Source organism: Microbacterium sp. LMI12-1-1.1 (assembly GCF_040676455.1).
GTDB lineage: Bacteria > Actinomycetota > Actinomycetes > Actinomycetales > Microbacteriaceae > Microbacterium.
This window is the reverse complement of sequence record NZ_JBEGIA010000015.1, coordinates 446295-469771: the sequence shown is the minus strand read 5'-3', so window position 1 is coordinate 469771 and position 23477 is coordinate 446295. Positions and strand designations below refer to the sequence as shown.

20 protein-coding genes are annotated in these 23477 nt (G+C 69.8%); 10 read left to right on the top strand and 10 right to left on the bottom strand.

Annotation, left to right across the window (positions count from 1 at the left end):
• Positions 1 to 7: 7 nt before the first annotated feature.
• The gene (locus tag MRBLMI12_RS16175) at positions 8 to 511 is read left to right on the top strand and encodes a DUF3093 domain-containing protein (protein ID WP_363357361.1); all 504 of its coding nucleotides are present in this window, start codon (positions 8 to 10) and stop codon (positions 509 to 511) included.
• Here MRBLMI12_RS16175 and MRBLMI12_RS16170 read toward each other — a convergent pair.
• A complete protein-coding gene (locus tag MRBLMI12_RS16170; RefSeq protein ID WP_308867225.1) occupies positions 486 to 779 on the bottom strand; it encodes a DUF4193 domain-containing protein in 294 nt (97 codons plus the stop codon). The genes MRBLMI12_RS16175 and MRBLMI12_RS16170 overlap by 26 nt on opposite strands.
• Before the next feature lie 262 nt (positions 780 to 1041).
• Here MRBLMI12_RS16170 and sepH point away from each other — a divergent pair, with 262 nt between their 5' ends.
• The gene (sepH, locus tag MRBLMI12_RS16165; RefSeq protein WP_363357360.1) at positions 1042 to 2085 is read left to right on the top strand and encodes a septation protein SepH; all 1044 of its coding nucleotides are present in this window, start codon (positions 1042 to 1044) and stop codon (positions 2083 to 2085) included.
• Positions 2086 to 2089: 4 nt separating this feature from the next.
• Here sepH and MRBLMI12_RS16160 read toward each other — a convergent pair whose 3' ends face one another.
• Positions 2090 to 3205, bottom strand: a complete 1116-nt coding sequence (locus MRBLMI12_RS16160; protein ID WP_363357359.1) for an alkaline phosphatase family protein — start codon at positions 3203 to 3205, stop codon at positions 2090 to 2092.
• Between the two features lie 68 nt (positions 3206 to 3273).
• On the opposite strand from MRBLMI12_RS16160, the gene MRBLMI12_RS16155 reads away from it, so the two are divergent.
• Positions 3274 to 5733: a DNA gyrase/topoisomerase IV subunit A gene (locus MRBLMI12_RS16155; protein WP_363357358.1), complete on the top strand. Its 2460-nt coding sequence runs from the start codon at positions 3274 to 3276 to the stop codon at positions 5731 to 5733.
• Between the two features lie 101 nt (positions 5734 to 5834).
• On the opposite strand, the gene MRBLMI12_RS16150 is transcribed toward MRBLMI12_RS16155, so the two are convergent.
• Positions 5835 to 7916 carry a DNA gyrase/topoisomerase IV subunit B gene (locus tag MRBLMI12_RS16150; protein WP_363357357.1) on the bottom strand — a complete coding sequence of 694 codons (2082 nt, stop codon included), beginning with the start codon at positions 7914 to 7916 and terminating at the stop codon, positions 5835 to 5837.
• A gap of 168 nt (positions 7917 to 8084) precedes the next feature.
• Between MRBLMI12_RS16150 and MRBLMI12_RS16145 the strand changes: the two genes are divergently transcribed.
• Positions 8085 to 8303, top strand: a complete 219-nt coding sequence (locus tag MRBLMI12_RS16145) for a DUF7455 domain-containing protein (RefSeq protein WP_194415370.1) — start codon at positions 8085 to 8087, stop codon at positions 8301 to 8303.
• Between the two features lie 73 nt (positions 8304 to 8376).
• Here the strand turns inward: MRBLMI12_RS16145 and MRBLMI12_RS16140 are convergent, their stop codons facing one another.
• Together MRBLMI12_RS16140 and MRBLMI12_RS16135 are read right to left on the bottom strand one after the other, a co-directional pair.
• Positions 8377 to 9420: an alanine racemase gene (locus MRBLMI12_RS16140; protein ID WP_363357356.1), complete on the bottom strand. Its 1044-nt coding sequence runs from the start codon at positions 9418 to 9420 to the stop codon at positions 8377 to 8379.
• Positions 9417 to 10136 (bottom strand): alanine racemase C-terminal domain-containing protein, encoded by a 720-nt coding sequence (locus tag MRBLMI12_RS16135; RefSeq protein WP_363357355.1) that lies wholly within the window; start codon positions 10134 to 10136, stop codon positions 9417 to 9419. The genes MRBLMI12_RS16140 and MRBLMI12_RS16135 overlap by 4 nt, the downstream gene beginning before the upstream one ends.
• A gap of 45 nt (positions 10137 to 10181) precedes the next feature.
• On the opposite strand from MRBLMI12_RS16135, the gene MRBLMI12_RS16130 reads away from it, so the two are divergent.
• Positions 10182 to 11204, top strand: coding sequence for a sugar-transfer associated ATP-grasp domain-containing protein (locus MRBLMI12_RS16130; protein ID WP_363357354.1), 1023 nt, complete (start codon positions 10182 to 10184; stop codon positions 11202 to 11204).
• Positions 11205 to 11268: 64 nt separating this feature from the next.
• Here the strand turns inward: MRBLMI12_RS16130 and MRBLMI12_RS16125 are convergent, their stop codons facing one another.
• The 3 genes from MRBLMI12_RS16125 to MRBLMI12_RS16115 all read right to left on the bottom strand — a co-directional run bounded on the left by MRBLMI12_RS16125 (position 11269) and on the right by MRBLMI12_RS16115 (position 14475).
• Positions 11269 to 11964 carry a coenzyme F420-0:L-glutamate ligase gene (locus MRBLMI12_RS16125; protein ID WP_363357353.1) on the bottom strand — a complete coding sequence of 232 codons (696 nt, stop codon included), beginning with the start codon at positions 11962 to 11964 and terminating at the stop codon, positions 11269 to 11271.
• Positions 11961 to 13307 (bottom strand): RNA polymerase sigma factor, encoded by a 1347-nt coding sequence (locus MRBLMI12_RS16120; protein WP_363357352.1) that lies wholly within the window; start codon positions 13305 to 13307, stop codon positions 11961 to 11963. Before MRBLMI12_RS16120 ends, MRBLMI12_RS16125 begins: the two co-directional genes overlap by 4 nt.
• Before the next feature lie 247 nt (positions 13308 to 13554).
• The gene (locus MRBLMI12_RS16115) at positions 13555 to 14475 is read right to left on the bottom strand and encodes a proteasome assembly chaperone family protein (RefSeq protein ID WP_349427496.1); all 921 of its coding nucleotides are present in this window, start codon (positions 14473 to 14475) and stop codon (positions 13555 to 13557) included.
• Between the two features lie 86 nt (positions 14476 to 14561).
• Here MRBLMI12_RS16115 and MRBLMI12_RS16110 point away from each other — a divergent pair, with 86 nt between their 5' ends.
• From MRBLMI12_RS16110 to sucB, 3 genes are all read left to right on the top strand, one after another.
• Complete coding sequence (locus MRBLMI12_RS16110; protein ID WP_363357351.1) at positions 14562 to 16049, top strand: leucyl aminopeptidase; 1488 nt, start codon at positions 14562 to 14564, stop codon at positions 16047 to 16049.
• Positions 16046 to 17419: a dihydrolipoyl dehydrogenase gene (lpdA, locus tag MRBLMI12_RS16105; protein WP_363357350.1), complete on the top strand. Its 1374-nt coding sequence runs from the start codon at positions 16046 to 16048 to the stop codon at positions 17417 to 17419. Before MRBLMI12_RS16110 ends, lpdA begins: the two co-directional genes overlap by 4 nt.
• 62 nt (positions 17420 to 17481) lie before the next feature.
• Positions 17482 to 19239, top strand: a complete 1758-nt coding sequence (gene sucB, locus MRBLMI12_RS16100; RefSeq protein ID WP_363357349.1) for a 2-oxoglutarate dehydrogenase, E2 component, dihydrolipoamide succinyltransferase — start codon at positions 17482 to 17484, stop codon at positions 19237 to 19239.
• A gap of 11 nt (positions 19240 to 19250) precedes the next feature.
• Here the strand turns inward: sucB and MRBLMI12_RS16095 are convergent, their stop codons facing one another.
• Positions 19251 to 20564, bottom strand: coding sequence for a hypothetical protein (locus tag MRBLMI12_RS16095; protein ID WP_363357348.1), 1314 nt, complete (start codon positions 20562 to 20564; stop codon positions 19251 to 19253).
• Between the two features lie 125 nt (positions 20565 to 20689).
• Here MRBLMI12_RS16095 and MRBLMI12_RS16090 point away from each other — a divergent pair, with 125 nt between their 5' ends.
• Positions 20690 to 21400, top strand: coding sequence for a DUF4191 domain-containing protein (locus MRBLMI12_RS16090; protein WP_363357347.1), 711 nt, complete (start codon positions 20690 to 20692; stop codon positions 21398 to 21400).
• 47 nt (positions 21401 to 21447) lie between these two features.
• Here the strand turns inward: MRBLMI12_RS16090 and MRBLMI12_RS16085 are convergent, their stop codons facing one another.
• Positions 21448 to 21840, bottom strand: coding sequence for an RDD family protein (locus MRBLMI12_RS16085; protein WP_308867207.1), 393 nt, complete (start codon positions 21838 to 21840; stop codon positions 21448 to 21450).
• A gap of 132 nt (positions 21841 to 21972) precedes the next feature.
• Between MRBLMI12_RS16085 and glnA the strand changes: the two genes are divergently transcribed.
• The gene (glnA, locus tag MRBLMI12_RS16080) at positions 21973 to 23397 is read left to right on the top strand and encodes a type I glutamate--ammonia ligase (RefSeq protein ID WP_349427490.1); all 1425 of its coding nucleotides are present in this window, start codon (positions 21973 to 21975) and stop codon (positions 23395 to 23397) included.
• Positions 23398 to 23477 lie beyond the last annotated feature (80 nt).

Here is a 23477-nt window from a genome sequence, read left to right as displayed (position 1 = left end):
GAGGGTAATGCAGAACTCCATGCGTCACGCCGATGCCCGAAGCGGCAGCCCCGACGGCTATCGGGAGCGGCTCGGACCCTCCCTGTGGATCCTCGTCGCGGCCGCGGTCGCGGCGCCCATGGCCGCCCTCGTCCTCACACCGATCGACACCACGATCGCGCTCGTGGTGGGCATCTGCGTCGGGGTGCTGCTGATCGCGCTGCTCATCGCGGCTGCTCCGGTGGTCGAGGTCCGCGACGGTGAGGTGCGGGCAGGGCGTGCTCACATCGGCGTCGAATTCCTCGGTGCCCCCGAGGTGCACGTCGGCGACGATGCGCGTCACGCGCGCGGCGCGGGCCTCGACCCGCGGTCGTGGCATCTGATCCGAGGCGGGATCGACGGAGTCGTCGTCATCCCGGTGACCGATATCGACGACCCGACGACCGCGTGGGTGATCTCCTCGCGGACGCCGGATCGACTGTCCGCCGCTGTGCGGCGGGCTCAGATCACGCGGAGCACTCCGCGCAGATAGGGCCGTCGGCCGTCTCGTGATCGAGCTGCGAGCGGTGCTTCACAAGGAAGCAGTTCGAGCAGGTGAACTCATCCTCCTGGGGCGGGAGAACGACGACGTCGAGCTCGAGGTCCGAGAGGTCGGCACCGGGCAGCTCGAAGCCCGACGGGTTGTCGGCATCCTCCGCATCGACCGAGCCCGAGAGCTTGTCGGGAACGCGCTCCTTGAGCGCTTCGATCGACTCGCTGTCGTCCTCGGTCTTGCGGGGGGCGTCGTAATCGGTGGCCATGCGTGAACGTCTCAACTTCCGGGTATCGCGGGTTGCGCTCGCCCTTGCGGGCGGCGATAGTTTGCACGACGGTTCCTCTTTTCGCAAATGCGTCCGGCGGTGTCCACCACGTGCGTTCGCGTGAAACTCGCGGCACGCGCCGTATATTCCCGGCCTGGGCACTTCGCTGTGACACGATGGGGCGGATCAGGCAGCATCGGCTGCCATCAGCCCGACGGGGAAGTACAGCCGTGAGCCCAAGGGAAAAGTAAGGGGCGTCCGCATGGAACAGCTCAAGGTCATCGGAACCGAGGACGACAAGCTCATCCTGGCGACCGAGTCCGGCGAGAGATTCTCGCTCGATGTCGACGATGTGCTGCGGGTCGAACTGCGCAAGGCGCGGCGCGACCGCGACGGCGACGTCCAAGCGCCGCGCGCGAGTCCGCGGGAGATCCAGGCGCACATCCGCTCCGGGCTGTCCGCCCGCGAGGTCGCCGAGCTCCTCGGCGCGCGCGTCGAGGACGTGGTGCGCTTCGAAGGCCCCGTGCTGGCCGAGCGCGAACACGTCGTCGGACAGGCGCTGGCGGTGCCCGTTCTTCTCGGCGGCGACTTCGAGGGCGACGGACAGACCACGTTCGGCTCCGCTGTGCGCGCCAAGCTCGCCGAGGCCGGTGCCATCGGCGAACGGTGGACGAGCTGGAAGGCGCCGACCGGCTGGACGGTCAAGCTGGAGTTCACGGCCAACGACATCGGGCACGATGCCCGCTGGGGCTTCGACCCCCGCCGCAGCACGCTGTCGCCGCTGAACTCCGACGCGATCCAGCTCTCCCGCCAGGGGTCGCTGCCAGAAGGGCTGATCCCGCGCCTGCGGGCACTGGACAGTGCGCCGGCGAAGGACGACTCGCGCTTCGACAGCGGCGCGTTCGGTCCGCGGCGCCTCCCCGACGCCGACATCGAGTCGCCCGAGATCCCCTCGCCGGCCGCTCCCGCCGTCCAGGAGGCGGCGATCAAGCGTGCCAGCGAGCCCACCGTCGTCACGTCGGCCGAGACCGCGGATCTTCTCGAGGCCCTGCGCCGTCGCCGCGGTCAGCGTGAGCCGCTGCCGGGCGCCGACGAAGTGGCTGCACCGCAGCGCTCCTCGGCGCCAGTCGCGCTGTTCGACGCCCTCGAACCGGGCTACGACGAGGCACCCGCCGACGAAGAGCCGCCGGCATCCGACTATCAGGCGCCCACTCCCGCCGCGGTGGCGGAGGCGGGCCGTCGCAAGGGGCGCACCTCGATGCCCTCGTGGGATGAGATCGTCTTCGGCGCCCGTTCCGACGACTGACGGCTCAGGCGAACGCGCCGAGCCGGATGAGCGGCACGACCCGCTCCTCATCGCTCAGCGAGCCGTGCTGGCCCACCATCTTCTGCGGTGCCTTGTCGGCGAGGCGATCGTCGTAATACGCGATCCCGGTGCGCGGGGCGACGACCACGTCGCCGATGCGAGCGCCGACCTCGGTGTCGACGACCCCCATGAGTCCCGACGCCTCGAGCTCGGCGCGGGAGAAGACCCAGGACCGCGACCCCTCGGCCTCGCGCCACCGCGCGAGTACGGCATCAGCCTGCCCGGCCTCGGCATACAGCTGCAGCATGCGCGGCTCGCCGCCGATGAGGCGGACGCCGTCGAGCAGGTCGCCGCCCTCGTCGAGCAGGATGTGGCGGTGACGGGGGACGTCGATCATGCCGTGATCCGAGGTGACGACGACGCCGGTGCTGCGGTCGACCGATGCCGCGAGCGTGCGGGCAGCGGCGTCGATCCGTTCCAGAGCGGCCACCCACTCGTCGGACTCCCAGCCGCGCTTGTGGCCGACCGCGTCGAGATCGGCCGCATACAGATAGACGAGCGAGCCCGGATGCCGCGCCGCCAGGTCGGCGGCGACACGTACGCGTTCGTCGAGGTCGTCCACTCCGTGGAACTCGGCGTCGCCCAGGGTCACGGCCGTGAATCCGGTGCGCGCGTACTCGTTGCGCGACACGGCGAAGAACGGCCGGCCGAGCGTGGCCGACAGCGGCGCGGCACGCTGGAACGACAGCGGCAGGCCGTCGGTGTCCCACCCGCGCAGCATGTTGACGACGTCGTCGGTGCCGGGAACCCGGGCGCGATAGCCGACGATGCCGTGCTCCCCCGGCAGGGCGCCCGTGAGCAGACTCGTCAGTGCGGCTGCCGTGGTGGAGGGGAAGACGGTGCGCGCGGCATCCCGTCTCGTCCGCGCTTCGCTGAGGAAGCGCGCGTGTCCCGCGCGGGCGGCGAGGTTCGACACGCCCAGCCCGTCGATCACCCACACGATCGCGCTGCGCGCCGGTGCGAACCACTCCGATGTGCCGTTCAGTGCCGCCGACATCTCGGGCACGACACGGGTGAGGCTCCGGGCGCGCGGCGGGTCCGCGGGTAGGCTGAGGGACATCGGGGCCAGTCTCGCACACCGCGGCCGCGCCCTACCGCTCCCGCCGTCACCCGAGGCTTCATCGACACATGCCCGCTTCCCGCACCGATTCCTCACCCGCCGACCACGGACGCATCGAGGACGTCGACGTCTCGTCCGAGATGCAGACGTCGTTCCTCGAGTACGCGTACTCGGTGATCTATTCGCGCGCGCTCCCCGATGCGCGCGACGGGCTGAAGCCGGTTCAGCGGCGCATCCTCTTCCAGATGGCCGACATGGGGCTGCGCCCCGACCGCGGGCACGTCAAGAGCGCCCGCGTCGTCGGCGAGGTGATGGGAAAGCTGCACCCGCACGGCGACGCCCCCATCTACGACGCGCTCGTGCGGCTCGCGCAGCCGTTCTCGCTGCGCGTGCCGCTCGTCGACGGCCACGGCAATTTCGGCTCGCTCGACGACGGGCCCGCCGCCCCTCGCTACACCGAGGCCCGTCTCGCCCCTCCGGCGCTCGCGCTCACCGAGAATCTCGATGAGGACGTCGTCGACTTCATCCCCAACTACGACGGCCAGTTCCAGCAGCCCGAAGTGCTGCCGGCCGCGTTCCCCAACCTCCTCGTCAACGGCACGACCGGCATCGCGGTCGGCATGGCGACGAACATGGCGCCGCACAACCTCATCGAGGTGGTCGGCGCGGCCACGCATCTGCTGGACAACCCCGAGGCCACGGTCGACGAGCTCATGGAGTTCGTGCCCGGTCCGGATCTTCCCGGTGGCGGCATCATCGTCGGTCTCGACGGCATCAAGGACGCCTACACGAACGGGCGCGGCAGCTTCCGCACCCGGGCCAAGGTGTCGATCGAGTCGCTGGGCCCGCGCCGGACCGGGCTCATCGTCACCGAGCTGCCCTACCTCGTCGGCCCGGAGCGCGTGATCGAGAAGATCAAGGACGCGGTCAACGCCAAGAAGCTGCAGGGGATCTCGGACGTCACCGACCTCACCGACCGTCACCACGGTCTGCGTCTGGTCATCGGCATCAAGACGGGCTTCGACCCCCAGGCGGTGCTGGACCACCTCTACCGGCTGACGCCGCTCGAGGACTCGTTCAGCATCAACAACGTCGCGCTCGTCGAAGGGCAGCCGCAGACGCTCGGGCTCCGTGAGCTGCTGCGGGTCTACCTCGACCACCGCATCAGCGTCGTCACGCGCCGCAGCCGCTACCGGCTCTCTCGGCGCAAGGAACGACTGCACCTGGTCGAGGGCCTGCTCATCGCGATCCTCGACATCGACGAGGTCATCCAGGTCATCCGCACCTCCGATGACGGCGAACAGGCGCGCCAGCGCCTGATGAGCGTCTTCGACCTGTCGGAGGCGCAGTCCGAGTACATCCTCGAGCTGCGACTGCGCCGGCTGACGAAGTTCTCCCGCATCGAGCTCGAGGCCGAGCGCGACAACCTCAAGAAGGAGATCGCCCAGCTCGAGGAGCTGCTCGGCAGCGACGTGCTGCTGCGCGCGCAGGTGGCGCATGAACTGGATGCCGCGGCCGAGGCGTTCGGCACTCCACGGCGCACCCTGCTGCTCAACGGCGGTCCGGTGCAGCCGCGCTCACGCGCCGCCGCGGCGGCCGCCGACCTGCAGATCGCCGATGCCCCGTGTCGCGTCTTCCTCTCGGCCACCGGACGCATGGTCCGCGCCGAGCTGGTCGCCGATGCGCCCGGTGGCGGCGTCGTGGCCCCGGCACGCCGCTCGAAGCACGACGCGATCCGCTCCTCGGTGGATGCGACGACCCGCGGCGACATCGGTGCGGTGACGAGCCTCGGCCGCCTGGTGCGCCTCTCCCCCGTCGACCTGCCTTCGGTCCCCGGCAACTCGGTGCAGCTGGGCGCCGGCACACGCGCCGATCAGTACCTCGGCCTGAGCGGCGGCGAGCACGTCGTCGCGCTGGTCCCGCTCGCCGACACCCCGCCGATCGCCGTCGGCACCGCGCAGGGCGTGGTGAAGCGGGTCGCCGCGAGTGAGCTCGGCAACAAGCACGACATCGAGATCATCTCTCTCAAGGACGGCGATCGCGTCGTCGGCGCCGCGCCCGCATCCGACGGCGCCGAGCTGGTGTTCGTCGCGAGCGATTCCCAGCTCCTGCGCTTCGACGCGTCGTCGGTGCGCCCGCAGGGCCGCTCCGCCGGCGGCATGGCCGGGATGCGGCTCACCGACGGCGCGCAGGTCATCGCGTTCGACGTCGTGGGGCCGTCCGAGTTCGACGCCGTCGTGGTGACGATCGCCGGCTCGAGCACCGCGCTCGCGGGCACCGACGCCGGCAGCGCCAAGGTGTCGCTCTTCAGCGAGTTCCCCGCCAAGGGGCGCGCGACCGGGGGTGTTCGAGCCCATCGATTCCTCCGCGGGGAGGACGCGCTCACCATCGCCTGGGTGGGCACCGATCCGCGTGCCATCGGCTCCGACGGGGCGGTCCGCGCCCTGCCGGCGGCCGGCGCGAAGCGCGATGCGTCGGGGACGGCCCTGGACGGGGTCATCGGCGCGGTCGGCACCGGCATCCGCTGACGTTCACCGGTCGTTGAGCCAGCGAGGAACGAGCGAGACGAAACGCGTCGAGCAGCAGACGGCGTTTCGTCTCGCTCCGCTCGCTCAACGAGCGGTGGTCGTCAGGCGTCGATGCGCTCCCGCACGAGCCGGTCGCTGGAATCGATGATGAACTCCTTGCGCGGGGCGACGTCGTTGCCCATGAGCAGTTCGAAGACGGATGTCGCAGCCTCGGCATCCTGCATCCGCACGCGGCGCAGGGTGCGGCCGGCGCGATCCATGGTCGTCGTCGCCAGCTGGTCGGCATCCATCTCGCCGAGGCCCTTGTAGCGCTGCACCGGCTCCTGCCAGCGCTTGCCGGCCTTGCCGAGCTTCGTGAGCAGCCCGTGCAGCTCCGCCTCGGAGTAGGTGTAGATCGTGTCGTTCGGCTTGGTGCCGGGGTTCATCACGACGACGCGGTGCAGCGGCGGCACGGCGGCGTACACGCGCCCCTCGTCGATGAGCGGCCGCATGTAGCGGAAGAACAGCGTCAGCAGCAGGGTGCGGATGTGTGCCCCGTCGACGTCGGCGTCGCTCATCAGGATGATCTTGCCGTAGCGCGCCGCCTCGAGGTCGAACGAGCGACCCGAGCCGGCGCCGATCACCTGGATGATCGCCGCGCACTCGGCGTTCGACAGCATGTCGCTGATCGACGCCTTCTGCACGTTGAGGATCTTGCCGCGGATCGGCAGCAGCGCCTGGAACTCGCTGTTGCGCGCGAGCTTGGCGGTGCCGAGGGCCGAATCGCCCTCAACGATGAACAGCTCGGACTCGCCGACGTCGTTCGACCGGCAGTCGGCGAGCTTCGCCGGAAGCGACGAGGACTCCAGGGCGTTCTTGCGACGCTGCGTCTCTTTGTGCGTGCGCGCGGAGATGCGCGCCTTCATCTCGGAGACGACCTTGTCGAGCAGGAGGCTGGTCTGCGCCTTGTCGTCGCGCTTGGACGACGTGAAGCGTGCCGAGAGCTCGCGGATGACGACGTTCGACACGATCTGACGCACGGCAGGAGTGCCGAGCACCTCCTTCGTCTGACCCTCGAACTGCGGCTCGGGCACCCGCACCGTCAGCACCGCGGTGAGACCGGCGAGGATGTCGTCCTTCTCGATCTTGTCGTTGCCGACCTTGAGACGCCGAGCGTTCTGCGTGACCTGATCGCGGAGGACCTTCATCAGGGCCTGCTCGAATCCCTGCTGGTGCGTGCCGCCCTTGGGCGTGGCGATGATGTTGACGAACGAGCGCGACACCGTCTCGTAGCCCGTTCCCCACCTGACGGCGACGTCGACGTGGCATTCGCGCTCGACCTCGGTGGGCACCATCGCACCGGACGGCTGCAGCACCGGGACGGTCTCGGTGAAGCTGCCGCTCCCGGTCAGACGCCAGGTGTCGGTGATTCCCGCGTCCGGGGCGAGGAAGTCGGCGAACTCGGAGATGCCGCCGTCGAAGCGGTAGCTCGTCTCGACCGGCTCGCCGGACTCGGTGCCGGGGCGCTCGTCGCGGATGACGATCTCGAGGCCCGGGACGAGGAACGCGGTCTGCCGCGCGCGCTGCTCGAGCTCCTGCAGGTTGAACGCGGCGTCCTTGGTGAAGATCTGCGGGTCGGCCCAGTAGCGGATCCGGGTTCCCGTCACGCCCTTCGCCGCGCGGCCGGCGACCCGCAGCTCGCTGCGCTGCTCGAACGGCGTGAACGTGGAGTCGGGGCTGCCGTTGGAGAAGATGCCCGGCTCGCCGCGGTGGAACGACATCGCCCATGTCTTGCCGCCGCGGTCGACCTCGACGTCGAGGCGCTCCGACAGCGCGTTCACGACGGATGCGCCGACGCCGTGCAGGCCGCCTGATGCCGCGTACGACCCGCCGCCGAACTTGCCGCCGGCATGCAGCTTCGTGAAGACGACCTCGACGCCCGACAGTCCGGTGCGCGGCTCGATGTCGACCGGGATGCCGCGGGCGCGGTCGCGCACCTCGACGCTGCCGTCCGCGTGCAGCACGATGTCGATGCGCGTGCCGTGCCCGGCGAGGGCCTCGTCGACCGAGTTGTCGATGATCTCCCACAGGCAGTGCATGAGGCCGCGGGAGTCGGTGGACCCGATGTACATGCCCGGGCGCTTGCGGACCGCCTCGAGCCCCTCGAGCACCTGGAGATGATGGGCTGAATACTCGGCGGTCACAGTCTCCCATCGTAATCCGCGCGCCCGACAGGGCCGTGCAGACACGCTTCGGGCCGAGCAGCGCTACGCGCTCAGCGAAATGTCGCCCATTCGCGGCATTCTCGAAACATCCCCGTGGTTGTATCTGATCACCGGCCAAGAGTTCTACATATACGAGGAGGCACCGAAATGACCACGCTATCGACACCCACAGAGCCCGGCGCCGTCCTCGAGTACCGCCTGACCGCGGTGGACCGCTGCGATTCATGCGGCGCGCAGGCCTACATCGCCGCCGAGGTCAACGGCAGCGAACTGCTCTTCTGCGCCCACCACGGCCGCAAGTACGAAGAGAAGCTCCGCAGCATCGCGACCTCGTGGCACGACGAGACGGCGCGGCTGGCGGAATAAGGCCCCCCGAGGTCCGCTGCTCCGCAGCCCCCTGACGACCGCCCCGTGAGACGCCTCGCGTCTCACGGGGCTTTCACGTATAGACGCGCGGGATCAGCGGCGAGACCCTCACCGCGATCTCTTCGCCGATCGTGCCGATGACCTCGGCGAGGTCGGTCGCCGTCCCCTCGCCGGATCCGCCCGGGCCGTAGATCGTCACGACGTCTCCGACCGCGGCACCGGTCCATGCGTCGACGAGGGACTGCGCACCGCCCACCGGGCCGAGCCTGCGCGCACCAGCCGGTGTGCCGACCATGGCGCGACCGCGCAGCGAGGACGGCAGCCCGTCGGCTGCACCGATGTCGATCCGCACGGTCTCCTCGTGCACGGCGACCACCTCGGCCTCGAGCCGGGCGATCGTGCGCAGTCCGAGCGTGTCGGCCGACGGTCCGCCCGCAGATCGGATGCCGTAGCAGAACGCCCCCACCCGCACCATGTCGTAGCGGAACTCAGGGCGCGCGAACGACGCGGCGCTGGCAGCCAGATGCCGGACGTGAGGGCGGATGCCGACGGCCTCTGCCTCGTGCAGCGCCCGCTCGAACACGGCGCGCGCGTCGTCGTCCTCGGCATCCGAGGCCTCGGCGATGTGGCTCCAGACACCGACGACGTCGATCCGCCCCGCGGCCTGCAGCGCAGCGGCCCGCGCGACGAACGTGCTCCACTCCTCCGGGCGGACGCCGTTGCGGTGCAGCCCGGTGTCGATCTTGAGATGCACCCGCGGCGCGCCGGCGGCGTCGGATGCGGCATCCGCGAGCTCCTCCAGGAGCTCGGCGTCGCCGATCCCGAGGTCCAGGTGCGCTGCGATGGCGGTGCGCAGATCGTCGCGCGACGCGGCGATCCAGGTGAAGATGCGGGCCGCGTCGCCGGCAGCGGCGCGCACGGCGGTTCCGGTCCGCACGTCGAATGCGCCGAACCACGTGACGCCGGCGGTCGTGGCCGTCTGCACGACGACTTCCAGACCGTGGCCGTACGCGTCGTCCTTGACGACGAGCATGAGCTCGGCGGGCGCGACGGTCTCGCGCACCCGCGCGATGTTGGCCGTGAGCGCCGACAGATCGACGTGCAGTCGCGCCGTCACGGAGTCTCCTCGCGGATGGCGCGAAGCCCCACCGTCGTGATGAGCTCCCCCTCGCTGAGGCCGGTCGCCTGAACCCAGCTCGAGAGCGACGGCTCGCCCAGCGAGGGGTTGCCGAGGAACAGCACCTCGTCGCCGCGCCGCACGGCGGCATCCGAGATCTCCACGACGCAGACGTCCATCGCGACGCGCCCGACGATGGGGTGGCGACGGCCGGCGATGGCGACGTCGACGGCGCCGCCCAGCGCGCGGACGATGCCCTGCGCGTAGCCGCCCGTCACGAGGGAGATGCGGGTGTCGGCGGCTGCTCGGTAGGCGTACCCGTACGACACGCCCTCGCCCGCGCGGAGGTCCTTGACCGACAGCACGGTGCCGGTGAGGCGCAGCACAGCTGTCGTGGACGGGCCGGCGCCGGGGAGTCCGAACAGCGTCGACGGCGTGAGCGTGGTCGAAGGTCGCGCGATGGCCGATCCGTCGGCCGTGAAGACGGGCGGTTCCGCCGCGACGAGCCCCTGAGCCTCGAGAACCTCGTGCACGACTGAACGGCCGTGGCCCCAGGCATCCGCGTCGAGGACCGACGGATCGAACGAGCGGATGCCGCGCTCCCACGCAGCACGGGCGTTCGCGGTGAGCGCGCCCCGCGAGATCCGGGCGACCGGGCTGCTGCGGGGAGCCGATCCCGGCGCGGGCACGCCGTGCCCAGGGATCGAGGAACTCACGCCTCTAGACTATCGGGGTCCCCCGCACCCGATCCCGGAGCACGCATGCCTTCTCAGGGCCTCGCCCTCTCGAACCGCCTTCGCTATCTCGCCTGGCGTGTCCGTCGCATCGATGTCGGATCCGTGCTCGAGCGGGCGAGGGAGACCGCCCATGCGCACGGCAGATGGACCCCGGCCGTGATGGTCGACATGCTGTGGTCGGCCGGTTTCAGGCAGGTCGGCTTTCAGGACTACGTCGACTACGACTTCGCGATCCTGAACCGCGCCGAGCGGGCGACCTACATGACGCACCCGGTGTCGAACGAGCTGTCTCAGAAGTACGACCATCCCGATTACCGCGGTCTGTTCCAGGACAAGGTCGAGTTCGACCGCACGTTCAGCGACTTCCTCCGTCGCGACTGGATGGTCGTCGAGGAGGGCAACGCCGACGCCGTGCGCGCCTTCGCCGAGAAGCAGGGCACCGTCGTCACCAAGGAGCCCGTCGGCCAGGCCGGGACCGGCGTGCACCGCTACCACGCCGCCGACATCACCGACTGGGACGAGTTCCACCGCGGCCTGCTCTCGCGCGGCGAGCTGCTGATCGAGGAGGTCATCCGCCAGCACGCGGACCTCGCCGCGGTCTGCCCCGGCACGGTCAACACCACCCGCGTCACGGCCTTCTTCGACGGGGAGACCACGCACATCCTGGCCATGGCGCAGAAGTTCGGCCGCGGCGCGGTGAGCGACCAGATGACATTCGGCGGCTTCTACACGATGCTCGACCAGAACGGCCATGCGGTCGGCCCCGGGTACGACTCGCACGGGCATGTTCACGTCACGCACCCCGACAGCGGCTTCACGATCGCCGACTTCCAGCTGCCGATGGTCGACCAGGTCAAGGAGTTCGTCGACCAGATCGCGCGCGTCGTCCCGCAGGTCCAGTACGTCGGCTGGGACATCGTGGTCACCCCCGAAGGCCCGGTGCTCGTCGAGGGCAACTGGGGCGCCGGCGTCTACGAGAACAAGCCCAGCGTCACCGGCATCCGCACGGGGCACAAGCCGCGCTACCGCGAGGCCATCGGTTTCTGACCCGGCGCGGATAAGGAAAAGGCGCGGCATCCGGAGGGGTGCCGCGCCTTTCACATGACTGCGATCAGACCGCGCGCACGATGCCGAGCGGTGTGGACTGGTGCCCCTGACCGAGCGGGTTGTCCTTGAGGATCGCGACGAGGCGCTTCTCCCCGGCCTTGTCGAGGGTCGAGCCGAGGATGTTGCCGCCGAGGTCGTTGATGTCGACCACGGCCACTTCGGGCGCACCGCCGAGCAGAGCCTTGACCTGCTGGGCGACCTCGCGCGGACGCTCGGGGCCCAGCACGACCGCCTTGTTGTACGGCGGGATCGTGCCTGACGTGGGACCGTCGATCGCCCGCGCCTTGTCGCCGGCGATGCGGTAGAAGTCGCCCTTGCGCCCGAACAGCTTCGTGACGGCAGACACCGCTGCCGCGAACAGGATGCGGATCGGACCACACTCGCGCAGCGCCATCTCCATGGTCTCGGGCATGCCGAGACCGATGCCGTACGGGGTGCGCGTGACGTACTTCGAGAGGAAGAACGCGAGCCGGCGGGGCTTGATGTCCTCGACGAGGTACGAGCGGCCCTGCGTGATCGCGACGATCTTCTCCGTCACGAACAGCAGGTCGCCCTCGCGCACGACGTCCGCCGCGTACTCGCGGATGAACTCGTCGAGGTCGTCGCCCGGCATCACGACCCGCGTGCGGATCGGGATGCGGGCGAACGACGAGCCTTCGACCTGGACGGTGAGCGCCTTGCCGGCGTTCGCCTCGCTCACTCGAGGTAGTCCCGCAGGGACTGGGAGCGGGACGGATGCCGCAGCTTCGCCATGGTCTTCGACTCGATCTGGCGGATGCGCTCGCGGGTGACCCCGAACGTGTCGCCGATCTGGTCGAGCGTCTTGGGCTGGCCGTCGCCGAGGCCGAACCGCATGCGGATCACGCCGGCCTCGCGCTCCGAGAGCGAATCGAGGAGCGACTCGAGCTGACGCTGCAGCATCGTGAAGCCCACCGCGTCGGCGGGAACAACGGCCTCGGTGTCCTCGATGAGGTCACCGAACTCGCTGTCGCCGTCCTCGCCGAGAGGAGTGTGCAGCGAGATCGGCTCACGGCCGTACTTCTGCACCTCGATGACCTTCTCGGGGGTCATGTCGAGCTCGCGGCTGAGCTCCTCGGGCGTGGGTTCGCGACCGAGGTCCTGCAGCATCTGACGCTGGACCCGCGCGAGCTTGTTGATGACCTCGACCATGTGCACCGGGATGCGGATGGTGCGCGCCTGGTCGGCCATGGCGCGCGTGATGGCCTGACGGATCCACCAGGTCGCGTACGTCGAGAACTTGAAGCCCTTGGTGTAGTCGAACTTCTCGACCGCGCGGATGAGGCCGAGGTTGCCCTCCTGGATGAGGTCCAGGAACTGCATGCCACGACCCGTGTAGCGCTTCGCGAGCGACACCACGAGACGCAGGTTGGCGCCCAGAAGGTGGCTCTTCGCGCGCTGGCCGTCGCGGGCGACCCACTGCAGGTCGAGTCCGAGCTGCGAGGTCTTCTCAGCGGCCGACATGTGCGACAGCTTCTCTTCGGCGAACAGTCCCGCCTCGATGCGCATCGCGAGCTCGACCTCTTCGGCCGCGTTCAGCAGCGGCACCTTGCCGATCTGCTTCAGGTAGTCCTTGACGGGGTCGGCTGTGGCGCCGGTGATCTGCGTCGAGTACACGGGGACGTCGTCCTCGTCGCTCGACGAGATGACGATCGCACCCGTGGGCAGAGGCTCGGTGAACACGGGCTTCGTGCTCTCCTCGTCCTCCTCGTCGTCGTCGGACGCGGCGGCGTCGTCGGTGGAGGCCTTCGCGTCCTTGGCGGCCGGGGCCGCCTCCGCGGTGTCGTCCGCGGCATCCGTTTCGATGTCGTCGGCCTCGATCTCGACGTCGTCGTCGAGCTCCTCGACGTCGTCCTCGAAGTCGTCGTCCGACTTCTTCGCGCGCTTGGACGCGGTCTTCGGTGCCGCCTTGGACTTGGCGGCGCCCTTCGCTGCGGGAGCCTTCTTCGCGGCGGGAGTCGTCGCCTGGTCCGTCTCGGTGTCCTTCGCGGCCGAGCGAGCCTTGGTGTTCGTGCCTGGAGTCACGTTTCGCCTTTCACCGGTCGACACGCCCTGCGTGTCTCCGGTCGGTTTCGGACACTAGTAAGACCCTTGTCAAGTCCACATCTTCAGCCGGAAGCCGGACGAAGACGGTTGACAACGGGTCAGAGCGTCTAGTATCTCATACTTGCCGTGCGCCGCCAGCATCGCCCCGCGTGGACCGGCGCACCTCCATCACCCAATTCAACGCGCTGGTCCGGCGTGGAATTCCACCCACGCCGCAGCCGAAGGATCAGGAGCCGCGCTTGTCGTCCTCCGCCGGCCGTGTCGCGAGGAATCGCTCGAGTTCGGCGGCGAGCTCGTCGGCGCTCGGCAGATCGCCGGTATGGATCATCGGGGTGGCCAGCGTCGACCCCGCCATGTAGGCGTCGTAGCGCTCTTCGAGTCCCTGCACCATCCTGGCCAGCTCGTCGCTGCCCTCGATCTGCTCGGTGACCTTCTCGAGGTACTCGCGGTTCTCGTCGCGCAGGTCGTCGCCCGCGAAGACGAGGCCCGTCGCGACGGTGAGACTGTCCAGCGCCGCGAGAGCCGCGGCGGGGTACTCGGTGTCACCCAGGTAGTGCGGGATGAGCAGGACGAAGCCGGCGATGCGCACCCCGGCTGCGGCGAGCCGGTACTCGAGCAGATGACCGGCGGTCGCGGGCACCTGGGTGTGGGGCTGCCACACCGAGTGCGCCTCGGTGAGCTCTGACCGCGTGCCGCTGACGGTGGTGCCGATCGGTCGCGTGTGAGGGACGGGCATCGGGATCGCGTGGACCCACGTGACCGTCGACACGCCGTAGCTCTCGGCGAGATCGAGCACGGCGCCGGCGAAGGCGTCCCAGGCGAAGTCGGGCTCGTAGCCCGCCAGCAGCAGGAACGGCTGCCCGAGCGCATCGTGGGCGAACGAGAGCTCCAGACGCGGCGGCCGGTAGTCGGTGAGGTGGTCCTTCTCGAACGACACGATGGGCCGGCGCGCACGGTAATCCAGCAGCGTGTCGTTGGAGAAGACGGCCAGCGGCGACGGCGACAGATCGTCGCGGAAGTAGTCGATGACTCGGCTCACGGCGCTGCCGGCGTCGGTGAACCCGGTCAGGGCGATCACGAGCGGCAGCCCGCGCGGCACGGGCGGCGCGGAAGCCGCACGCTCGAACAGCGGGCCGGGAAAAGGCATGGTCCCATGCTACGAGTCACCCCGACATGGTCGGGTCGCGCCGGTCGCGCTCAGAGCGAACAGTCGTCGTCCCTAGGATGGAGACCATGTCGTTTCCCGACCTCGAGTACCGCACCGCACCCGTCCGAGAGTCCGACGCCGACCTCCTGCTCGTCGCACTCCCCCCGCTCGAGGCCGAGGACTCCCCCGACCTGTCCGACTGGCCGGGACTTCGCGATGCGCTCCTCGGTGTGGGCTTCACGGGCGCTGCAGGCTCATGGGTCCGCGCATACGCGCCGGAGGCCACTACGCAGCCACTGGCCGTCGTCGGCACGGGATCGGATCCGGATGCCGCGGCTCTGCGTGACGCGATCGGCGCTGCGATCCGCGCGCTGACCGGGTTCGCGACAGTCGCCGTCGCCGCGCCGTACGCCGACCCCGCCCTGTGGACCGCGATCGCGGAGGGCGCGGCCCTCGGGGGCTACCGGTTCGACGGGTACAAGAGCGAGGCGCCCAAGCCGCGCGCTGCGCGCGTCGTCGTCCACGGCACGGCCGAACCCGACGACACCGCCCTGAAGCTCATCGTCGAGACCGCGGCATCCGTCGCCCTGGTGAAGGACCTCGTCAACATCCCGGCGGAGTGGCTCGGCCCCGCCGACGTCGCCCGGCGGGCCGCCGAGTCCGTGTCGGATCTGCCCGTCACCGTCGAGATCCTCGACGAGGATGCGCTGCGCGAGCAGGGCTTCGGCGGCATCCTCGGCGTCGGCCAGGGATCGGATCGCCCGCCGCGCCTGGTGCGTCTCGAGTACGCACCCGAGAGCGCAGCCAGGCACGTCGCGCTCGTGGGCAAGGGCATCACGTTCGACACCGGCGGGCTGTCGCTCAAGCCGGCGGCCTCGATGGTCGGGATGAAGTACGACATGGCCGGAGCCGCGACAGTGCTCGCAGTGCTCAAGGCCGCGGCATCCGTCGGAGCGCCCGTCAAGGTGACGGCATGGCTGTGCCTCGCCGACAACATGCCCTCGGGGCGCGCGACGCGCCCGGGCGACGTGCTGCGCCTGCTCGACGGCACCACGGTCGAGGTGCTCAACACCGACGCCGAGGGGCGCCTCGTCCTCGCCGACGGACTCGTCGCCGCCAGTCGCGAGCACCCCGATGTCATCGTCGACGTCGCCACCCTCACCGGTGCGATCCTGATCGCCCTCGGCACGCGCCACACCGGCGTGATGGGCGACGACGAAGCCGTGGCGGCGTATCTGGCCGCCGCCGCCGTGGCCGGCGAGCCCGCATGGCAGCTGCCCCTGCCCGGCCACATGGTCGAGGAGCTCGATTCGCCGATCGCCGACCTGCAGAACGCCAAGATCGGCGATCCCGCCGGCGGTTCGCTCTTCGCAGGCCTGTTCCTGCGTCACTTCGTCGGCCGCACGGCCGACGAGGAAGATGCGCCCCGCATCCCGTGGGTTCATCTCGACATCGCCGGCAGCGGCACCCACAAGGGCGCGCCGTACGGCTTCACCGACAAGGGACCGACTGCCGCGACAGTGCGCAGCTTGATCCGCTTCGTCCTGGCTGACCTCGATGAGGAGGCACGATGACCGACCATTCCTTCGATCTCGTCATTCTGGGCGGTGGGAGCGGCGGCTATGCGGCCGCACTCCGCGCCGCGGAACTCGGCAAGACCGTCGCCCTCGTCGAGAAGGACAAGGTGGGAGGCACCTGCCTGCACCGCGGCTGCATCCCCACGAAGGCGCTGCTGCACGCCGCCGAAGTCGCCGACACCGCACGGGATGCCTCGGCCATCGGCATCCGCGCCACCTTCGAGGGCGTCGACCCGGCCGGTGTGCGTGCCTACCGCGAAGGCATCGTCGCGAAGAAGTACAAGGGCCTCGAAGGCCTCGTGAAGGCTCGCGGCATCACGGTCGTGAACGGCGAGGGCCGGCTCGAGGCAGGACCGGCCGTCCGCGTCGGCGACGACCTCTACCTCGGCACCGACGTCGTGCTCGCGACCGGGTCGTACAGCCGCACGCTTCCGGGGCTCGAGATCGGCGGCCGCATCCTCACCAGCGAGCACGCCCTCGAGCTCGACGAGATCCCCACGAGCGTCGTCATCCTCGGCGGCGGCGTCATCGGCGTCGAGTTCGCGAGCGTGTGGCGCTCGTTCGGCGCCGACGTCACGATCGTCGAGGCGCTCGACCACCTCGTGCCGAACGAGGACGTGGCGATCAGCAAGGGCCTCGAGCGTGCATTCCGCCGCCGCGGCATCCAGTACTCCCTCGGTGTGCGCTTCCAGACCGCGACGCAGACGGCGGATGCCGTCACCGTGACCCTGGAGAACGGCAAGACGTTCACCGCCGACTACCTCCTGGTGGCCGTGGGCCGCGGACCGGCGTCTGCCGGCCTCGGCTACGAGGAGGCCGGCGTCACCATCGACCGCGGATTCGTGCTCACCGACGAGCGTCTGCGCACCGGCGTCGACCACGTGTGGGCCGTCGGCGACATCGTCCCGGGGCTGCAGCTCGCCCACCGCGGATTCCAGCAGGGCATCTTCGTCGCCGAGGAGATCGCGGGCCACTCCCCCGTCGTGATCCCCGACGCGCAGATCCCCAAGGTCACCTACAGCCACCCCGAGGTGGCGTCCGTCGGTCTCACGGAGGCGCAGGCCGCAGATGTGCACGGCGCCGACGGGATCGTCGCGTACGAGTACAACCTCGCGGGCAACGGCAAGAGCGAGATCCTGGGCACGAGCGGCATCGTCAAGGTCGTGCGCGCCAAGGACGGACCGGTCCTCGGGGTGCACCTCATCGGCGATCGCGTCGGGGAGCTCATCACCGAAGGGCAGCTCGTCGTGGGGTGGGAAGCCCACCCCGAAGACATCGCCCCATACATCCACGCGCACCCGACGCAGTCCGAAGCGCTCGGCGAGGCGTTCCTCGCCCTCGCGGGCAAGCCGCTGCACGCGCTCTGACCCTCGCGGTCGCCCCTCATCACTAAGCTAGATCCGATATTTCTTCAGAAGGAGACATCCTCATGAGCACATCCGTGGTCCTCCCCGCTCTCGGTGAGAGCGTGACCGAGGGAACGGTCACCCGCTGGCTCAAGAACGTCGGCGACACGGTCCAGGCGGACGAGGGCCTGCTCGAGATCTCCACGGACAAGGTGGACACCGAGATCCCGTCGCCGGTCAGCGGCGTCATCGAGGAGATCCTCGTCCAGGAGGACGAGACTGTCGAGGTCGGCGCCGTGCTGGCGAAGATCGGCGACGGCTCCGGTGCCGCCGAGGCGCCCGCTCCGGAGGCTGCCGCCGCCGAGGCTCCGGCCCCCGAGGCCGAGGCTCCGGCCGCGCCGGCCGAGGCTCCCGCCGCCGAGGCGGCTCCCGCTGAGGCGGCGCCGGCGCAGGCCGCTGCACCCGCCGGCGGAGGCAAGGAGATCGTCCTGCCCGAACTCGGCGAGAGCGTCACCGAAGGAACCGTCACCCGCTGGCTCAAGCAGGTCGGCGACGAGGTCGCCGTGGACGAGCCGCTCCTCGAGATCTCCACCGACAAGGTCGACACCGAGATCCCCTCCCCGTTCGCCGGTGTGCTCCAGGAGATCCTGGCCGCCGAAGACGAGACCGTCGCCGTGGGCGCGCCGCTGGCGCGCATCGGCGAAGCGGGTGCGTCCGCCCCGGCGGCTCCGGCTGAGGCGCCCGCCGCGGCCGCCCCGGCGCCCGCTGAGGCTCCGGCTCCCGCTGCCGCCGCTCCGGCGGCTGCGCCCGCCGCCCCGGCCCCGGCCGCCGCTCCGGCTGCCCCTGCACCGGCGCCCGCCGCCCCGGCTCCTGCCGCGTCTGCCCCGGCCGCCGCACCGGCGCCGGCATCGGCGCCCTCCCTCGTCTCCGAGGACGACGGCATCACGTACGTCACGCCGCTGGTGCGCCGCCTCGCTCAGCAGCAGGGGGTCGACCTCGCCTCGGTGAAGGGCACCGGCGTCGGCGGCCGCATCCGCAAGGAGGACGTGCTCAAGGCGGCTGAGGCCGCGTCGGCCCCGGCCGCTCCCGCGGCGGCGCCCGCCCCGGCACCGCTCGAGGTGTCGCCGCTGCGCGGCACGACGCAGCCGATGTCGCGCCTGCGCAAGGTGCTCGCCCAGCGTGCTGTCGAGTCGATGCAGTCGACCGCCCAGCTGACGAGCGTCGTCGAGGTAGACGTCACCAAGCTCGCGACCTTCCGCGACAAGGTGAAGAACGACTTCCTCGCGAAGACGGGCGACAAGCTGTCGTTCCTGCCCTTCTTCGCCCTGGCTGCCGCCGAGGCGCTGCAGGCGTACCCCGTGGTCAACTCCACCGTCGACGGCGACCAGATCGTCTACCCCGCGAGCGAGAACCTGTCGATCGCGGTCGACACCGAGCGTGGGCTGCTGACCCCGGTGCTCCGCGATGCGGCGTCGAAGAACCTGGCGCAGATCGCGCATGAGATCGCCGATCTCGCGGCCCGCACGCGCGAGAACAAGCTGAAGCCGGACGAGCTGGCGGGCGGCACCTTCACGCTGACCAACACCGGCTCGCGCGGTGCGCTGTTCGACACGCCCGTCGTGTTCCTGCCGCAGACGGCGATCCTCGGAACCGGTGTGGTCGTCAAGCGCCCCGGCATCGTGACGGTCGACGGCAAGGAAGCGATCTCGGTGCGTTCGTACGTGTACCTCGCGCTGTCGTACGACCACCGCGTCATCGACGGTGCGGACGCCGCGCGCTTCCTCGGCGCGGTGAAGTCGCGTCTCGAGGCTGCGGCGTTCGAGGGGCAGCTCGGGATCTGACCCAGACCCCCTCACCGCTCAGGCTGCTGCGCGACGTCCGACACGTCGCGCAGCAGCCATTTCTCGTCTCGGCGCAGGATCACGATCATCTGCGAGGGGCGGGTGCCGTCTGCGGCGTCCACGCGAAGCACCGCGATGTCGCCGAAGTCGTCCAGGAGCGTGAGAGTTCGTTCGGTGGCAGGAAGGTCGACGGTTCCTCCCGGCAGCGACACCGCATCGACGACCACCGACGCCAGGCAGTCGGAGGCGTTCCCGCACGCGAGACGCGCGTCGAGCAGGGCACCTGCGACCTGAGCGAGATCGGCGGGTGAGCCGGCATCCGTCGGCGCGTCGCCCGGACTCGTCGGCGTGTCATCGCTCGCGCGCTCCGTGCCGCTCGGCGTCGGCGTCACGACGTCGGTGGGATTCTCGGTGGCGACACCGCCGGCCGTCGGCCAGAGTGCACCGCCGGCGAGCACCGCTGCGGCGACGGCGCCGCCGACGAGCCAGGGAGCTCTCCGGGAGGCAGGCTTCCCGACCCGTTCCGAACGGCGCAGCCGGCGCCACGCCGCCGTCGTCGCCCGCGAGACGGTGTCGGCGAAGTCGTTGTCGACGCCCGCGACAAGGCTCTGCCACATCGAGGGCGGAGCCGGCTCGTCCTGGAGTGCGACGCCCGCGTGAGCGGGCTCCTGCCGGCGCACGCCACCCTCCACCGCACTGCGCGGGCTGAGGCTCACCGTGCTGAGCGGCTCCGGCGTGGCGATCGCGAACAGGGCCTCTTCGGCGGCCTCCAGTTCGCGGACCGAGATGCGCTCAGCGGTCACCGCGTTCACAGCCGTTCTCCATGTCCGCTGAGCACTCGCCTCGACGCTCACGCGCTCGAGCGCCGCCGCGGCGGCTTCCCGCGCCGGGCGGGGCGAGGAATCCGTCGCCAGCACCGGGCGGCCCGCGCCGTCGAGCCACCAGTCCCCCGTCGTCTGCGGTGACCCGGCGATCTGCGCGCACCCCCGCAGCATGCTCACTCCGAGCGTCACCGCTTCACCCGTGCTGAGCGGCATCCGCGCCGCACGTCGCCCCACGAACTCCTCGAGACGCTCGACGCAGACCGGCAGCGCCACGTCGTGACCGTCGGGTCGCCGGCGGATGTCGAGCGGAGCGAGCACGTGGCCGTCGGGTGCCGCATCCCATCCGATCCACTCCGGACCGAGGGTTTCGGCATCGACCATGACGCACGCGTCGCCGCCAGCCGTGTGCACCAGAAGACCCGGCCACGGTCCGTCCTCGCGGGCACGGACCGTGCGAATCGCACGATACGGCGCCCCGAGCAGTCCTTCGACGGTGGTCATGGCGACAGTCTGCGCGGCACGGCGAGCACACAGCGGTCGTGGTGAGCGGTTCTGTGGACGGACGCACGGAGCGCGGGACTGTGGAGGAGCCGAGGAGGACGCCGCGAAAAGGTAGGCTGAAAGGTATGGCCGCGCGCAGTTCCGCCCCCGAGAAGGGCCCTGGATTCTTCTCCCAGATCCGCACCCTCTACACCTTCACCCAGAAGGAGTTCCGCTGGCTGCCGTACCTGCTGGCCGGCATCCTCCTCCTCGGCATCGCAGCGGGTGTGGGCATCGGGTTCGCGATCCCGCCGGTCGCCGTGTGGAGCATCATCCTGTGGGGCGTCACCGGCCTCATGCTCGGCGTCCTGGCATCGATGATGACGATGACGCGGCTGTCCACTCGCGCGATGTACAAGAAGATCGACGGGATGCCGGGAGCCACCGGGCACGTCATGTCGACGTCGCTCGGGCGCAAGTGGCAGGCCAGCGAGATGCCGGTGGGCATCAACCCCAAGACGCAGGAGGCGGTCTACCGCGCGATCGGTCGCGGCGGCGTCGTGATCGTGGGTGAGGGCGCCCGCGGCCGCCTCACGCGGCTCGTCAACGACGAGCGCTCCAAGGTGCAGCGCGTCGCATCGGGTGTCCCCGTGACGGTGCTGTACATCGGCCACGGCGAGGGCGAGGTGCCGATCGCGAAGCTCTCGTCGACGATCAAGGCGCTTCCCACGAAGATCGATCGCGCCACGATGGCCGCGGTCATCAAGCGTGTCGAGTCGGTCTCGCAGTCCCTGACGTCACTGCCCATCCCGAAGGGCATCGACCCCACGAAGGTGCGCGCTCCGCGACCGCGGTGATCGCAGCAGTCAGACAGAGATCGGCCCGGCACGCGCCGGGCCGATCGTCATGAGCGGATGAGCACCGTTCCGGCGGCCTTGTCGTGCAGACCGCGCTGGTCGGCATCCCAGATGACGGCCGGGATCGCGAGTACGAGCAGGGCCGTGCGGATCACGGGTCGCCAGAGGCCGACCCACGCGCCGTCGACGCGCACGAGCCGCAGGCCGAAGATGCGGTGACCGGGGCTTCCCTGCAGCGTCGGCAGGAAGACGATCTGGATCGCGGCGAAGATCGCCAGGATCGCGAGCGGGTCCCATCCGAAGAATCCCGAGATGAGATACGCGGCGCCGTAGTCGACGAAGAGTGCGCCCACACGGCGGCCGAGCCGGCCGATCGATCCGGTGCCCTCTCGGGGCAGTCCGAGTCGTTCGCCGGGGTAGTCCTGGGTGCTCTGCGTCACTTCCCCAGCGTATACAGGTCGTCGTAACATCCCGGAAACACAAGTGATACTGCCGGGCAATCCCCTGCGGGTAGCTTGCCAGCAAGCCCGGCCCGCACGGGCGGATCCGAATGCCCTACCTCTGGAGTCTTCATGTTCAAAGATTCATCCGAGGTGCTGAAGTTCATCAAGGACGAGGACGTCAAGTTCCTCGACATCCGTTTCACGGACCTTCCTGGCGTGCAGCAGCACTTCAACATCCCGGCCTCCACCGTTGACGAAGAGTTCTTCACGGTCGGCCAGCTGTTCGACGGCTCCTCCATCCGGGGATTCGCGAACATCCACGAATCGGACATGCAGCTGATCCCGGACGTGTCGACGGCCTACCTCGACCCGTTCCGCGAGGCGAAGACCCTCGTCATGGTGTTCGACATCTACAACCCCCGCAACGGAGAGATCTACGCGAAGGACCCGCGTCAGGTCGCCAAGAAGGCGGAGAAGTACCTCGCGTCGACCGGCATCGCCGACACCGCGTTCTTCGCTCCCGAGGCGGAGTTCTACATCTTCGACGACGTCCGCTACGAGGTGAAGCAGAACTCGAGCTTCTACTCCGTCGACTCCGAAGAGGGCGCCTGGAACTCGGGCCGCGCCGAAGAGGGCGGCAACCTGGCCAACAAGACCCCGTACAAGGGCGGCTACTTCCCCGTCTCGCCGGTCGACAAGACGGCGGACCTGCGCGATGACATCAGCCTCCGCCTCATCGAGTCGGGTCTGATCCTCGAGCGCGCCCACCACGAGGTGGGCACCGGCGGTCAGCAGGAGATCAACTACCGCTTCGACACCATGGTGCACGCGGCCGACGACATCCTGAAGTTCAAGTACATCGTCAAGAACGTCGCCAACGAGTGGGGCAAGGTCGCGACCTTCATGCCCAAGCCGCTCTTCGGCGACAACGGCTCCGGCATGCACACGCACCAGTCGCTGTGGCTCGAGGGCAAGCCCCTCTTCTACGACGAGAAGGGCTACGCGCAGCTCTCCGACCTGGCCCGCTGGTACATCGGCGGCATCCTGGCGCACGCGCCGGCGCTGCTCGCGTTCACCAACCCGACGCTGAACTCGTACAAGCGCCTCGTCAAGGGCTACGAGGCCCCGGTCAACCTGGTCTACTCGGCCGGAAACCGCTCGGCCGCGATCCGCATCCCGATCACGGGCTCCAACCCGAAGGCCAAGCGCATCGAGTTCCGCGCGCCGGACGCCTCGGGCAACCCGTACCTCGCCTTCGCCGCCCAGCTGATGGCCGGCCTCGACGGCATCCAGAACCGCATCGAGCCGCACGAGCCGGTCGACAAGGACCTGTACGAGCTTCCCCCCGAGGAGGCGAAGAACATCCCGCAGGTGCCGAACTCGCTGCTCGACTCGCTGGACGCGCTCCGCGCCGACCACGAGTTCCTGCTGAAGGGCGGCGTCTTCACGCCCGAGCTGATCGAGACGTGGATCGAGTACAAGATCGAGAACGAGATCCAGCCGCTCAACGCGCGTCCGCACCCGTTCGAGTACGAGCTGTACTTCGGGGTCTGACACCCCTGAGCACCATGACTCCTCCGGACTCCCGCTCAGGGAGTTCGGAGGAGTTCTGGTTTCTGCGCGAGGGCTCGGTC